Source organism: Mycobacterium sp. (assembly GCF_035499775.1).
Lineage (GTDB): Bacteria > Actinomycetota > Actinomycetes > Mycobacteriales > Mycobacteriaceae > Mycobacterium.
The window spans coordinates 23,328-38,412 of the sequence record NZ_DATJYB010000423.1; the positions used below are offsets into that span (position 1 = coordinate 23,328).

Here is a 15,085-nt window from a genome sequence, read left to right on the forward strand (position 1 = left end):
GCCTACCCGAAATGCCGGGGTCACCGCACAGTCACCGGAGTCGCCGGCCTGCCGTACAAGTTCGCCAGCTGCCCGCCCGGGGCCGCCTGGACGGGTTCGGCGGACGCGACGAGCGGGCAGCGCCCCGGCCGTCGCACCCGCCGCTTAGTGCGGTCGCAGGGGTGTGAATCTGATCACAACGGAACGCCGGTCCCAAAACCGGGCGGCACCCGCGTACCAGAACAGGGCAAGAAGCCTGACAAGCAGGCCGGCGCCGGACAACTGGCACGATGCAACAGCAGTCACACCTATCACAGCAGGTAAGTCGGTACGGAATCCGGTCCCCCAGCTCGCAGCACCGACCTTGGTGAAGGCTTTGGGAACTATGTGGATTTTCCGAATACCGCCCCCGCCCCTCTCTGGAGGTGCTTACCTTACATGCGACAAGTAGTTGAACGGGGAGCGGGGCAAATCTAGTGCGATAGGGCACCTCGCAGGTGTGCTTCGATGAAGTTACTGCGTAGTAGTCACAGCTGCCTGGTCAGCGCAGACCGGCATGTCTCAGCGCACTGGATGCCCTGCTGTGCGATCCAACAGGCGGCTCACGGGGTAGGGCAAAAATGACAAATGCAGAACGCCGAATGGGAGTGTAGTGCGATGCTGGCAACCGACCTTTCCGTACCCACTTTGCTGAAAGAGCGCGCGGATCAGCAGGCTGACACCACCGCCTATACGTTTATTGATTACGGATTGGATCCTAGGGGATTTGCTGACAGTTTAACGTGGTCGCAGGTGTACAGCCGTGCGTGCATCATTGCTGACGAACTCAGGCTGTGTGGTTTGCCCGGTGATCGAGTGGCAATTTTGGCACCGCAGGGAATGGAATACGTCGTTTCCTTCTTGGGCGCGCTACAGGCCGGATTTATCGCGGTGCCGCTCTCCACGCCGCAATATGGCATTCACGACGATCGTGTTTCCGCGGTATTAAATGACGCCAAGCCGGTCGCCCTTCTCACGACTTCGTCTGTGGCTGACGAGGTGTCGAAATACGCCTCCGCCGCACAGAACGGGCACGGCGCCCCGGCCATCATTGAAGTTGATCTGCTTGACTTCTACTCGCCACACCAGCCGGCGCCGACCTTGCTGCGGCCGTCCGGCGGGGCGGCTTATCTCCAGTACACGTCCGGATCGACACGTACGCCGGCCGGTGTCATTGTGTCGCACAAGAACGTCGTCGCGAACGTGACGCAAAGTCTCAACGGTTATTTCGGGGATGTCGCCAGCGTTCCGAACTCGGGGACCGTGGTGTCATGGCTTCCCTTGTTCCACGACATGGGCCTGATTCTCGGGATTTGCGCACCATTGGTCGCCCAACGGAGCGCCGTTTTGACCAGCCCGATGTCGTTTTTGCGCCGCCCGGCCTGCTGGATGCAAATGCTCGCCACCACTGGGGAGTGCTTTTCGGCGGCACCGAATTTTGCCTTTGAATTGGCGGTGCGCAGAACATCCGACGACGACATGAAGGGCCTCGACCTCAGCGACGCGACGATCGTCAGCGGCAGCGAGCGAATCCACGTCGCGACGGTGAAGCGCTTCACCGAGCGCTTCGCTCGCTTCGGTCTCAAACCCCCCGCGATACGACCCTCCTACGGGCTCGCCGAAGCGACGCTGTACGTGGCGGCTCCCGACCCCGACACCGCACCCACAACGGTCCGTTTCGACTACGAGCACCTCTCGGCCGGTCAGGCCAGGCGTTGCGGAACCGAAGGCACGGTCGGCACCGAACTCATCAGCTACGGTTGCCCCGACCCGTCAGCCGTGCGCATCGTCGACCACGAGACCATGGTGGAGAACCCGCCGGGAACGGTAGGCGAGATCTGGGTGCGCGGCGACCACGTGGCCCTGGGCTATTGGCGCAAGACCGAGCAGACCGAGCGGGTGTTCAACGCGAAGATCGTCAACCCCGCTCCGGGAACCCCGGAAGGTCCGTGGCTGCGGACCGGCGACCTGGGCGTCATCTCCGACGACGAACTGTTCATCTTGGGCCGCATCAAGGACATCCTCATCGTCGACGGCCGCAACCACTACCCCGATGACATCGAGGCGACGATCCAGGAGATCACCGGTGGCCGGGTCGCAGCGATATCGGTGCCGGATGACATCACCGAGCAACTGGTGGCGATCATCGAGCTCAAGCGGCACGGAGCTTCGGCGGAGGACGTCAAGCTCAAACTCCGCTCGGTGCGGCGCGAAATCACGTCCGCGATATCCAGGTCACACAGTCTGCGGGTGGCCGACCTGGTTCTGGTGCCACCCGGTTCGATCCCGATCACCACCAGCGGCAAGATCCGGCGTTCAGCCTGCGTCGAACGCTATAGGGGTGACGGGTTCAAGCGGCTGGACGTGACGGTATGACGGCCAGCATCGGTGGCGAAGCCGACCTCCGCCATTGGCTGGTCGACTACCTGGTGACCAACATCGGCTGCACGCCGGATGAGGTTGACCCCAACCTATCGCTGGCCGACCTGGGCGTGAGCTCCCGTGACGCGGTCGTGCTGTCCGGCGAAATGACTGAGTTGCTGGGCAAGACCGTGTCCCCGATCGACTTCTGGGAGCACCCGACCATCAACGCCCTGGCCGCTTACCTGACCGCGCCCGAGCCCGACCCCGAATCGGAGACCAGGCTCAAGCGCCCGGCTCGCAGTTCGCTCGAGGAGCCGATCGCGGTCATCGGAATGGGCTGCCGCTTCCCCGGCGGCATATCCGGGCCAGACACGTTGTGGCAGTTCCTCTGTGATCGCCGCTCCTCGATCGGGAAGGTCCCCGAGGAACGGTGGAAGCTGTTCGACGACGGCTCACCCGAGGTAAAGGCACTTCTGGCCCGCACCACGCGGTGGGGGTCGTTCCTGGAAGACGTCGACGCCTTCGACGCCGAATTCTTCGAGATCTCCCCCAGTGAAGCCGACAAGATGGACCCGCAGCAGCGGCTGCTGCTGGAGGTGGCCTGGGAAGCGCTGGAGCACGCGGGAATTCCGCCCAACTCGCTGCGCCGTTCGCAGACGGGCGTATTCGCCGGGTCCTGCACGAGCGAGTACGGCGCGATTGCCTCCAACGATCTGCCGCAGATCGACGGCTGGAGCAACACCGGTGGCGCCGTGAGCATCATCGCGAACCGGCTGTCGTATTTCCTCGACCTGCGCGGCCCGTCCATCGCGGTGGACACCGCATGCTCGTCGTCGTTGGTGGCGATCCACCTGGCCTGCCAGAGCCTTCGCACCCAGGACTCCCAGCTGGCAATCGCGGCCGGCGTGAATTTGTTGTTGACCCCAGCGGTATTTCGCGGTTTCGACCAGGTCGGCGCGCTGTCGCCGACCGGTCGGTGCCGTGCGTTCGACGCCGCCGCCGACGGATTTGTGCGCGGTGAGGGCGCCGGGGTTGTGGTGCTCAAGCGGCTGACCGACGCGCAACGCGACGGTGACCGGGTGCTTGCCGTGATCTGCGGCTCGGCGGTCAACCAGGACGGCCGCTCCAACGGCCTGATGGCCCCCAACCCGGCGGCGCAAATGGCGGTGCTGCGCGCGGCCTACGAGAACGCGGGCATGCAGCCGCACGAGGTCGACTACGTCGAAGCTCACGGCACCGGAACGCTGTTGGGCGATCCGATCGAAGCGCGCGCCTTGGGAACCGTGCTGGGTCGCGGGCGTTCCGAGGAATCTCCCCTGCTGCTGGGCGCCGTCAAGACCAACCTCGGTCACACCGAGGCTGCGGCCGGCATCGCCGGCTTCATCAAGACGGTACTGGCGGTGCAGTATGGCGAGATTCCGCCGAATCAGCGCTTCGTGAGCCCGAATCCGCACATTCCGTTCGACAACCTGCGAATGAAAGTCGTTGACGCCCAGACAGAATGGCCGGACACCGGGCATCCACGACGGGCCGGTGTGTCGTCATTCGGATTTGGCGGCACCAACGCGCACGTCGTTATCGAGCAGGGCCAGGAAGTGTTTGCCGTCGCTGAGTCTGCCGGCACGAGCGTCGCTGCGACGGTGTCGACGCTCGTGGTGGCGGGTAAAACCCCGCAGCGGGTGGCCGCCACGGCTGGGGTACTGGCCGATTGGATGGAGGGGCCCGGCGCCGAGGTGCCCCTTGACGACGTCGCGCACGCGGTGAATCATCACCGATCGCGGCAGGCCAAATTCGGCACCGTGGTCGCCCGTGACCGCGCCCAGGCCGTAGCCGGATTGCGGGCACTGGCCGACGGACAGCAGGCGCCCGGCGTGGTGGCACCGCACGACACGCCACCCGGGCCGGGCACGGTGTTCGTCTACTCCGGGCGCGGTTCGCAGTGGGCCGGCATGGGCCGCCAATTGCTGGTCGACGAACCGGCTTTCGCGGCTGCGGTCGCAGAACTGGAACCGGTGTTCGTCGAGCGGGCCGGCTTCTCGCTGCACGACGTGCTCGCCAGCGGCAAGGAATTGGTCGGTATCGAGCAGATCCAGCTCGGCTTGATCGGCATGCAGCTGGCACTGACCGAATTGTGGCGTTCCTACGGCGTGCAGCCCGATCTGGTCATCGGCCACTCGATGGGCGAGGTGGCCGCTGCAGTCGTCGCCGGGGCGCTCACCCCGGCCGAGGGGCTGCGGGTGACCGCCACCCGGTCCCGACTGATGGCACCGTTGTCCGGGCAGGGCGGCATGGCCCTGCTCGAGCTCGACGCGGCCGCCACCGAGGCGTTGATCGCCGACTACCCGCAGGTGACGTTGGGGATTTACAACTCGCCGCGCCAGACGGTGATCGCCGGGCCCACCGAGCAGATCGACGAGTTGATCACCAGCGTGCGCGCCAAGGACCGTTTCGCCAGCCGGGTCAATATCGAAGTGGCGCCGCACAATCCGGCCATGGATCCGCTGCAGCCCCTGATGCGTTCGGAGCTGGCCGATCTGGCCCCGCGGACTCCGGCCATCCCGATCATCTCCACCACCTATGCCGAGCTGCGCGGCTGGCCTGGTCCAGCGCCCGTCTTCGACGCCGAACACTGGGCTACCAACATGCGCAACTCGGTGCACTTCCAGCAGGCCATCACTCATGCTGGTGGCGCCGGCGCGCCCTACCACACCTTTATCGAGATAAGCGCGCACCCGCTGCTCACCCAGGCCATCACCGACACCCTGCAGTCCGCCCAGCACGGGACCCGGTACACCAGTATCGGGACCCTGCAGCGCGACGCCGACGACACCATCACGTTCCACACCAACCTCAACAGCGCGCACACCACCCACCCACCGCAGACCCCACACCCGCCGGAACCACACCCGGTCATACCGACCACCCCGTGGCACCACACCCACCACTGGTTCAGCACCAAGCAGCTGGCGAACCGGTCCGGTCCAGCGGGAACGGCGCCCAAGGCGGGCACCCTGCTCGGTCACCACACGACGGTGTCGTCGAGTCCGCCGACCCATCTCTGGCAGGCCCGGCTGGCGCCGGAGGCCAAGCCGTACCCGGGCCGGCATCGATTCCACGGGGTCGAGGTAGTCCCGGCTTCCGTGGTGTTGCACACACTGCTCCGTGCGGCAGCCGAATTGGGCTATTCCGCCCTTTCCGGGATCCGGTTCGAGCAACCGGTCTTCGCCGACCTCCCGCGGCTTGTCCAGTTAGTCGCCCATGGCGAATCGATCAGCCTGGCTTCGAGTGCGGCCGATGCCGCCTCGGACCGGTGGGTGCGCCATGTGACGGCGCAACTGTCCTCTGGGATCCGCCGCGATTCCAGCGATTCGCGTCCAGCCGCGGGGCATCGTGAGCATTGCGAGAATGGCCAGCACAATCCGATCCCGGCGATCGATTCACTGCTCGCGCTGCACGGCGTCGACGGCCGGCCGTTCGAATGGTCGGTGGATTCTTGGAAGAGCGAGCAGAACGAGCACGAAAAGCCAGACGCCCTCGTCGCCGCCATCACTCTTCCCGAGGCGTCCGCTGCGCCGCTGCTGGACGCCGCCATCCACATCGCGCCGCTGGCATCGGTCAACGACTCGCGACTTTACGTGCCGGCAAGCATTGAGTTCGCGTGGTCAGGTGCCCTGGATGACGCCATCACCGAACCCCGCGGTTCGGTATCGGTGCACAACGCGGCCCGGGACGGCCAGGACATCGTCGTCGACGTCACCGCCGCGGCCCACAACGGACAGGCGTGTTTCTCGGTGCGGTCGCTGCGGTACCGGGCACTGGAGCTGGACGGGCACGCGGACGAAGCCGGTGTCCAATCAGGTGCTGAGGCAAGGCGGTTCGCGCACACGCTGCAGTGGCACCCGCGGCACGACGCCGAAGCCGAGCAACCCCGCGTCACCGGGTCGCCCACTGTGGCGGTGCTCGGCGAGGAGGGCGCCGAGGTGCTCCGGACGCGCCTCGGGCGCGCCGGCTACCGCTCGGCCGCGTTGCCCGATGCCCGGTATGTGGTCTACCTCGCGGGCCCGGCGGCAGTGGATGCGAGCGAAAGCGACATCGACTATGCGGTCCGGGTCTCCGCCGAGATAACCGATCTGGTGCGGGCTTTGGCGAAACGCGACGTCGACGACCCGGCTGTGCTCTGGATCCTCACCCGAGGTGTGCACGAAGCGGTGGACGCCGCGGCGATTCGCCAGAGTTTCCTGTGGGGGCTCGCCGGCGTCATCGCTGCCGAGCATCCGGAATTGTGGGGCGGCCTGGTCGATCTGTCCGGCGGCTCTGCTGACCTGGGTGACGAGGCATCGGCGCTTGCCGACGCGCTGCAAACGCCCAGCAAGTCGGTGCTGCTGCTGCGCGACGGAGTGGTCCTGGAACCGGCGCTGACGCCGCTGAGCGCGCAGCCGGTCCGTAAGCCGTTCCGGTGCAAGGCCGATGCCGCCTACCTCGTCACCGGCGGGATGGGCGCACTCGGCCTGCTGATGGCCGACTGGCTCGCGGACCGCGGTGCTCGCCGATTGGTGCTGACGGGCCGTACCCCGTTGCCGCCCAGGCGCGATTGGGACAGCGAAACACTCGACACCGGAATGCGTCAGAAGATCGACGCAATCCGCGCGCTGGAGATGCGTGGTGTCGCGGTCGAGGCCGCCGCCGTCGACATCGGGTGCCGCGAGGACGTCCAAGCGCTGCTGGACAAGCGCGATCGCGACGGAGCGCCACCGATCCGCGGGATTATCCATGCCGCCGGCGTCACGAACGATCAACTGGTGACCCAGATGACCGACGGTCCGGTGCGGCAGGTCATGTGGCCGAAGATCAGCGGCTGCCAGGTGCTCGACGAGGTCTTCCCGGCCGGCAGCGTGGACTTCTTGTTCTTGACAGCTTCGGCCGCAGGCGTATTCGGTATTCCGGGCCAGGGCGCCTATGCCGCCGGCAACTCCTACCTGGACGCGATGGCGCGGGCGCGCCGGCAGCGCGGCTGCCACACGCTCAGCCTCGACTGGGTGGCCTGGCGGGGTCTCGGCTTCGCCGCCGACAACCAGATCGTCAGCGAAGAGCTGCGGCGGATGGGATCGCGCGACATCACGCCGTCCGAGGCGTTCACCGCCTGGGAGTACGTCGACACCTTCGACGTCGCACAGGCGGTTGTGGTGCCCATGCCTTCGGCCGCCGGCCCAGACGGTTTGGACGGCTTGGACGCGCCGCTGGTGCCGGCGCGGAACTGGTCGGCCATGTCGGCCGCGGATGCGCGCAGTGAACTGGAAGAGGGCTTGCGGAACATCATCGCCGCCGAGCTCCGGGTGCCGGAGACCGAACTGCAGACCGACCGGCCGTTCGCCGAGCTGGGTCTCAATTCCCTGATGGCCATGGCGATTCGCCGTGAAGCCGAGCAGTTCGTCGGCATCGAGCTGTCGGCCACCATGCTGTTCAACCATCCGACCGTGGCATTGCTGGCCAAGTACCTAGCCAAAATTGTGGCACCGCAAGATGATTCAGAAGAAGACGAAATGGCTGAGCTATCGGCTTCGGCGGGAAGCGTGTTGGACAGCCTGTTCGACCGCATCGAATCGACACGGCCTGAGGTCGAAGGACCTGCTTAATGCGAACCGCTTACAGCCGGATCTCCGGCATGTCCGCACAACAGCGCGCCACGCTAGCCGAGGAGTTCAACAAGATCTCCCGCGTCGCGGTGGCCGAGCCGGTCGCGGTGGTGGGGATCGGCTGCCGGTTTCCGGGCGACGTCGTCGGCCCGGATAGCTTCTGGGACTTGTTGGTCGAGGGCCGCAATGCCATCTCGAGGGTGCCGGAGGATCGGTGGGACGCGGACGCGTTCTACGACCCCGACCCGTTGACGCCGGGGCGGATGACCACGAAGTGGGGCGGTTTCGTCCCCGACATCGCGGGCTTCGACGCCGAGTTCTTCGGCATCACACCGCGCGAAGCCGCCGCGATGGACCCGCAGCAGCGGATGCTGCTCGAGGTCGCCTGGGAAGCGCTCGAAAACGCCGGTATCCCACCGGATTCGCTCAGCGAGAGCCGAACCGGCGTGATGGCGGGGGTCTACTTCAACGAATACCAGTCCATGCTGGCCACCAGTCCGCTGAATGTGGACGCCTACAGCGGAACCGGAAACGCCCACAGCATCACCGTTGGCCGCATCTCGTACCTGTTGGGACTGCGCGGCCCGTCGGTGGCGGTGGACACGGCGTGTTCCTCGTCGCTGGTGGCGGTCCACCTGGCCTGCCAGAGCCTGCGGCTGCGCGAAACCGATCTGGCGCTGGCCGGCGGGGTGAGCATCACCCTGCGCCCCGAGACCCAAATCGCCATCTCCGCATGGGGATTGCTGTCCCCGCACGGGCGCTGCGCCGCATTCGACGCGGCGGCCGACGGGTTTGTCCGGGGCGAGGGCGCCGGGGTGGTGGTGCTCAAGCGGCTGACCGACGCGGTCCGCGACGGCGACCGGGTGCTGGCTGTGGTGCGCGGCTCGGCGGTCAACCAGGACGGCCGCTCGAACGGCGTCACCGCGCCGAATACGGCCGCCCAGTGCGACGTGATCGCCGATGCGCTGCGATCCGGCGACATGGCGCCCGAGAGCGTGAACTACGTCGAATCGCACGGCACCGGCACGATATTGGGCGATCCGATCGAGTTCGAGGCGCTGGCGTCCACTTACGGGCTTAGAAAAGGCCAGAGCGACAGCGCATGTGCGCTCGGGGCGGTCAAGACGAATCTCGGCCATCTGGAGGCGGCGGCCGGAATCGCCGGATTCATCAAGGCGACGCTGGCCGTGCAGCGCGGCCACATTCCGCCGAATTTGCATTTCTCGCAGTGGAATCCATCGATCGACGCGTCGGCGACCCGATTCTTCATCCCCACCGAGAACTCCGCGTGGCCGGCCACCGACGGCCCCCGCCGAGCGGCGGTGTCGTCGTTCGGACTGGGTGGCACCAACGCGCACGTCATCATCGAGCAGGGTCCGGAACTGGTGCCGGCATCCGCAGGCGGCACCGACACCGCGGTGTCGAGCTTGGTGGTCACCGGCAAGACGCCGCAGCGGGTGGCCGCGACGGCAGCGACGCTGGCCGATTGGTTGGAAGGCCCCGGGGCCGCCACCGGCCTGGCCGAGGTGGCCCACACTCTGAACCATCACCGCGCCCGGCACGCCAAATTCGGCGCCGTGGTGGCCCGCGAACGCGCCGAGGCGGTAGCCGGGTTGCGCGCCCTGGCCGCCGGCGAGCACGCCCCCGGCGTGGTGGCCTGCGGGAGCGAGTCACCCGGGCCGGGAACGGTTTTCGTCTACTCCGGGCGCGGGTCGCAGTGGGCCGGGATGGGTCGCCGACTGCTGGCCGACGAACCCGCATTCGCTGCCGCGGTGGCCGAATTGGAGCCGGTGTTCGTCGAGCAGGCAGGCTTTTCGCTGCACGAGGTGATCGCCGGCGGCAAGGAACTGGTCGGCATCGAGCAGATCCAACTCGGGCTGATCGGCATGCAGCTGACGTTGACCGAGCTGTGGCGTTCCTACGGGGTGCAGCCCGACCTGGTCATCGGCCACTCGATGGGTGAAGTGGCCGCCGCCGTGGTGGCCGGGGCGCTCACCCCCGCCCAGGGGCTGCGGGTGACCGCCACCCGCTCGCGGCTGATGGCCCCGCTGTCCGGACAGGGCGGTATGGCCCTGCTCGGGCTCGACGCCGAAGCCACCGAGGCGTTGATCGCCGAGCACCCAAACGTGACGTTGGGGATCTACAACTCGCCGCGCCAGACGGTGATCGCGGGGCCGACCGAAGAGATCGACGCCCTCATCGAGGCGGTGCGCGCCCAGAACCGGTTCGCCAGCCGGGTGAATATCGAAGTGGCCCCGCACAATCCGGCGATGGATGCGCTGCAGCCCCAGATGCGTTCGGAGCTGGCCGATCTCACCCCCCGCCCGCCGACGATTCCGATCATCTCCACCACCTACGCCGACCTGGGCTCCCGTCCGGTGTTCGACGCCGAGCACTGGGCCACCAACATGCGCAACCCGGTGCGCTTCCAGCAGGCCATCATGCAGGCCGGAACCGAGCACCACACCTTCATCGAGATCAGCGCACACCCGCTGCTGACCCAGGCCGTCACCGACACCCTGCAGAGCGCCCACCCCGATCGGCGTTACCTCAGCATCGGGACGCTGCAACGCGACACCGACGACACCGTCACGTTCCGCACCAACCTGCACACCGCCGACACCGCACACCCGCCGCAGACTCCGCACCCGGCCGAGCCCGCCGTTGCGATCCCCAGCACCCCGTGGCAGCACACCCACCACTGGATCAGCACCACCCACGTCGGCGCCCCGGTGGCAGAACAGCCGGGCCGAAACGGGATCACCTTCAGCCCGAACGGAATTGGAGACACCGTCCTCGACGGTTGGAGCTACCAGCTGCACTGGCCGGTCCACCCGTTGCCGAGTGAGCCCAATGCCGCGACCGCCACCGGCTCGTGGCTGGTGGTGGCCGACCCCGGACTGTCGGACGAACTGGCCCGAATCATCGACCCGGGGTCCCGGGTCGAGTCGCTGGCGCCTGCGGCGCTCGACGACGACGCGACGGTCCTGCGCGACCTCCTCGCCGGTGTCGACAACGTCCTCTACGCGCCGCCCGTTTCGGGCGACCCGGTCGACGTCGAATCGGCCTACCGGCTGTTCCATGCGGCGCGCCGACTGGCCGCCGCGATGGCCGCGAGCGCTTCGGTACCCAAGCTGACCTTCTTAACCCGCAACGCCCAGCCCGTCGCGGTCGGTGAGCGTGCCAATCCCGCCCACGCGGTGCTGTGGGGCCTGGGGCGGACGCTGGCGCTGGAGCATCCCGAAATCTGGCGCGGTGTGCTGGATCTCGACGAGTCGATGCCCCCCGAGCTGGCTGCGCGGTATGTGCTGGACGAAACCGCCGGGACCGACGGCGAGGACCAGGTCGTCTACCGGTCGGGTGCGCGCCGGGTCCCCCGGCTGGAGCGGCAGAAGGCCCCGGCGGCACCCGCCCGACTGAGTGCGGACACCAGCCAGCTCGTCATCGGGGCCACCGGCAACATCGGGCCGCACCTGATCCGTCAGCTCACGGCGATGGGGGCCAAGACGATCGTCGCGGTCTCCCGCAATCCGGGAGACCGGTTGGCGGAGCTGGCCGAAAACCTCGGTGCCACCGGGACGAATCTCGTCCAGGTCGCCGCAGATGCCACCGACCCCGCCGCGATGACCGCGCTGTTCGACCGGTTCGGGGTGGACCTGCCGCCGCTGGAGGGAATCTACTTGGCGGCCTTCGGCGGCCAGCCGGTGTTGCTCAGCGACATGAGCGACGACGACGTGGCCGCGATGTTCGCGCCCAAGTTGGACGCCGCCCGGCTGCTGCACCGGTTGTCGCTGAAACAGCCGATAAAGCACTTTGTTTCGTTTTCCTCGATCTCCGGGCTCATCGGTTCGCGATGGCTGGCGCACTACACCGCGACCAGCGCCTTCATCGATACCCTGGGCTACGGCCGGCGCCTGGTGGGTCTGCCGGCCACGGTCGTGGCGTGGGGCCTGTGGAAGTCGCTGGCCGATGCGCAGCAAGACGCGAGCCAGGTGAGCGCCGAATCCGGGCTGCAGCCGATGGACGACGACGTGGCGATCGGCGCGCTGCCGCTGGCGATGAGCCCGGCCGCCGGGGTGCATTCCGTTGTGGTGGCCGCGGATTGGCCGCTGCTGGCCGCCGCCTACCGGACCCGCGGGGCACTTCGCATCGTCGACGACCTGCTGCCGGCGCCCGAAGACGTCACGATGCCGGAAAGCGAGTTCCGCAAGGCCCTGCGCAACTGCCAACCGGAACGACGCCACGACATGTTGTTCGACCAGGTCGGTGCCCTGGCCGCCGCGGTGATGGGAATGCCCCCGACCGAAACCCTCGATCCGTCGGCCGGCTTCTTCCAGCTCGGCATGGACTCGCTGATGAGCGTGACGCTGCAGCGGAAGCTGTCGGAAAGCCTGGGCGAGTTTCTTCCGGCCTCCGTCGTTTTCGATTACCCCACCGTCTACAGCCTGACCGACTATCTTGGCACCGTGCTGCCTGAGCTGGTCGAGACGCACCAGCAGCCGGCGGCGGAAGCTGACGACTACGACGACTACACCGAAGCCGAGTTGCTGGAACAACTTTCGGAACGACTCAATCCCAGAGGAACGCAATGACCGGCGCGACGCCAGATCGCCGGGCGATCATCACCGACGCACTACGCAAGATCGACGATCTGACGGCGCGGCTGGAGATCGCCGAAAAGTCCAGCACCGAACCGATCGCGGTGGTCGGCATGGGGTGCCGTTTCCCGGGCGGCGTCGACAACCCCGATCAGTTGTGGGACCTGTTGCGCGACGGCCGTAGCGGCATCGTCCGGGTTCCCGAAAGCCGTTGGGACGCCGACGCCTTCTACACCGACGACCACACCGTCCCGGGCACCATCTGCAGCAAGGAAGGCGGCTTCCTCACCAGCTGGCAGCCCGACGAGTTCGACGCCGAGTTCTTCTCGATCTCCCCGCGTGAAGCGGCGGCCATGGACCCGCAACAGCGGTTGTTGATCGAAGTCGCCTGGGAAGCGCTGGAGGACTCGGGCGTTGCGCCGCACACCATTCGGGGGACGCAGACCGGGGTTTTCGTCGGCGTCACCGCCTACGACTACATGCTCACCCTGGCGGGCCGGTTGCGCCCCGAAGACCTCGACGCCTACATCCCGACCGGAAACTCGGCGAACTTCGCCGCCGGACGGCTGGCCTACATCCTCGGGGCGCGCGGCCCTGCGGTGGTGCTCGACACCGCCTGTTCGTCGTCGTTGGTCGCGGTGCACCTGGCCTGCCAGAGCCTGCGCTGCCGGGAAACCGACATGGCGCTGGTGGGCGGGACCAACCTGCTGCTCAGCCCCGGACCGAGCATCGCCTGCTCGCGCTGGGGCATGCTGTCGCCGGACGGCCAGTGCAAGACCTTCGATGTGTCCGCCGACGGGTATGTGCGCGGCGAGGGCGCCGGCGTGGTGGTGCTCAAGCGGCTCGACGACGCGGTCCGCGACGGCAACCGCATCCTGGCCGTGCTGCGCGGCACAGCGGTCAACCAGGACGGTGCCAGCAGCGGGGTGACCGTTCCCAACGGCCCGGCCCAGCAGGCACTGCTCCGCGCCGCGTTGACGTCGTCGAAGCTGAAGCCTTCCGACATCGACTACATTGAGGCCCATGGAACGGGTACGCCGCTGGGCGACCCGATCGAACTCGATTCGCTGAGCAAGGTTTTCGGCGATCGGGAGAGCTCCGATCCGTTGGTGATCGGCTCGGTGAAGACCAACGTCGGCCATCTGGAAGCCGCGGCCGGTGTGGCCGGGCTGATGAAGGCAGTGCTCGCCATCCGCAACGGTTACATCCCGCGGCACCTCAACTTCCACCAGCTGACAGCGCATGCGAGCGAGGCCGCCACGCGGCTGAAAATCGCCGCGGACGGGCTCGAATGGCCGGACACCGGCCGGCCCCGCCGGGCCGGCGTTTCGTCGTTCGGTGTCAGTGGGACCAATGCGCACGTGGTGATCGAGCAGGCGCCCGATCCCGTTGCCGTTCCACAGCGTGCCCCGGAGCCGGCGCTGTCGATGCTAGTGGTGTCGGGCAAGACGCCGCAGCGGGTGGCCGCGACGGCGTCGGTGCTGGCGGACTGGATGGAAGGGCCCGGCGCCCTGGTGCCGCTGGCCGACGTCGCGCACACCCTCAACCACCACCGGGCCCGGCAGCCCAAGTTCGGCACGGTCGCCGCGGTGGACCGGAGCCAAGCGGTCGCGGGGTTGCGCGCGCTGGCCTCGGGTGAATCCGCCCCCGGCGTGGTGGCGCCCCGGGAAGGGTCGGTCGGACCGGGCACGGTGTTCGTCTACTCGGGACGCGGATCGCAGTGGGCCGGGATGGGTCGCCAACTACTGGCCGACGAGCCGGCGTTCGCTGCGGCCGTCGCCGAGCTGGAGCCGGATTTCGTTGCCCAGGCCGGGTTTTCGCTGCACGACGTGCTGGCCAACGGCGACGAGCTGGTCGGTATCGAGCAGATCCAACTGGGCCTGATCGGGATCCAGCTGGCGCTGACCGCGTTGTGGCGCTCCTACGGGGTAGAACCCGACCTGGTGATAGGTCACTCGCTGGGCGAAGTGGCCGCCGCCGTAGTGGCCGGGGCGCTCACCCCCGCCGAGGGCCTGCGGGTCACCGCGACGCGGTCGCGGCTGATGGCGCCGTTGTCCGGGCAGGGCACGATGGCCCTGCTGGAGCTGGACGCCGAGGCCACCGAGGCACTGATCGCCGACTACCCGCAGGTGACGTTGGGGATCTATGCATCCCCGCGGCAAACCGTGATCTCCGGGCCGACCGCGATGATCGACGAACTCATCGAGAAGGTGCGCCAGCAGGACGGTTTCGCCAGCAAGGTCAACATCGAGGTGGCCCCGCACAACCCGGCCATGGATGCGTTGCAACCCCAGATGCGTTCGGAATTGGCCGATCTCACCCCGCGGCCGCCGACCATCCCGATCATCTCGACCACCTACGCCGACCTGGGCAGCACCCCGCTGTTCGACGCCGAGCACTGGGCGACCAACATGCGCAACCCGGTGCGCTTCCTGCAGGCCATTACTGAGGCTGGGGCGCAGCACCACACCT

4 protein-coding genes are annotated in these 15,085 nt (G+C 67.5%); all 4 read left to right on the forward strand.

Translation table 11 applies throughout. The features are described from left to right. The first annotated feature begins 636 nt into the window (after positions 1 to 636). The gene (gene fadD26 / locus VML93_RS26275) at positions 637 to 2,394 is read left to right on the forward strand and encodes a long-chain-fatty-acid--AMP ligase FAAL26/FadD26 (protein WP_325615194.1); all 1,758 of its coding nucleotides are present in this window, start codon (positions 637 to 639) and stop codon (positions 2,392 to 2,394) included. Continuing rightward, the gene (locus tag VML93_RS26280) at positions 2,391 to 8,015 is read left to right on the forward strand and encodes a type I polyketide synthase (RefSeq protein WP_325615195.1); all 5,625 of its coding nucleotides are present in this window, start codon (positions 2,391 to 2,393) and stop codon (positions 8,013 to 8,015) included. The genes fadD26 and VML93_RS26280 overlap by 4 nt, the downstream gene beginning before the upstream one ends. Further along, positions 8,015 to 12,607: a type I polyketide synthase gene (locus VML93_RS26285; RefSeq protein WP_325615196.1), complete on the forward strand. Its 4,593-nt coding sequence runs from the start codon at positions 8,015 to 8,017 to the stop codon at positions 12,605 to 12,607. The genes VML93_RS26280 and VML93_RS26285 overlap by 1 nt, the downstream gene beginning before the upstream one ends. Continuing rightward, the coding region (locus VML93_RS26290) for a type I polyketide synthase (protein ID WP_325615197.1) at positions 12,604 to 15,085 on the forward strand (2,482 nt) is incomplete at its 3' end. The genes VML93_RS26285 and VML93_RS26290, both read left to right, overlap by 4 nt.

What these genes read in the sequence shown, in the direction of transcription:
- fadD26 (WP_325615194.1), top strand. Translation starts at nt 637, where the DNA reads ATGCTGGCAACCGACCTTTCCGTACCCACTTTGCTGAAAGAGCGCGCG.
- VML93_RS26280 (WP_325615195.1), top strand. Translation starts at nt 2,391, where the DNA reads ATGACGGCCAGCATCGGTGGCGAAGCCGACCTCCGCCATTGGCTGGTC.
- VML93_RS26285 (WP_325615196.1), top strand. Translation starts at nt 8,015, where the DNA reads ATGCGAACCGCTTACAGCCGGATCTCCGGCATGTCCGCACAACAGCGC.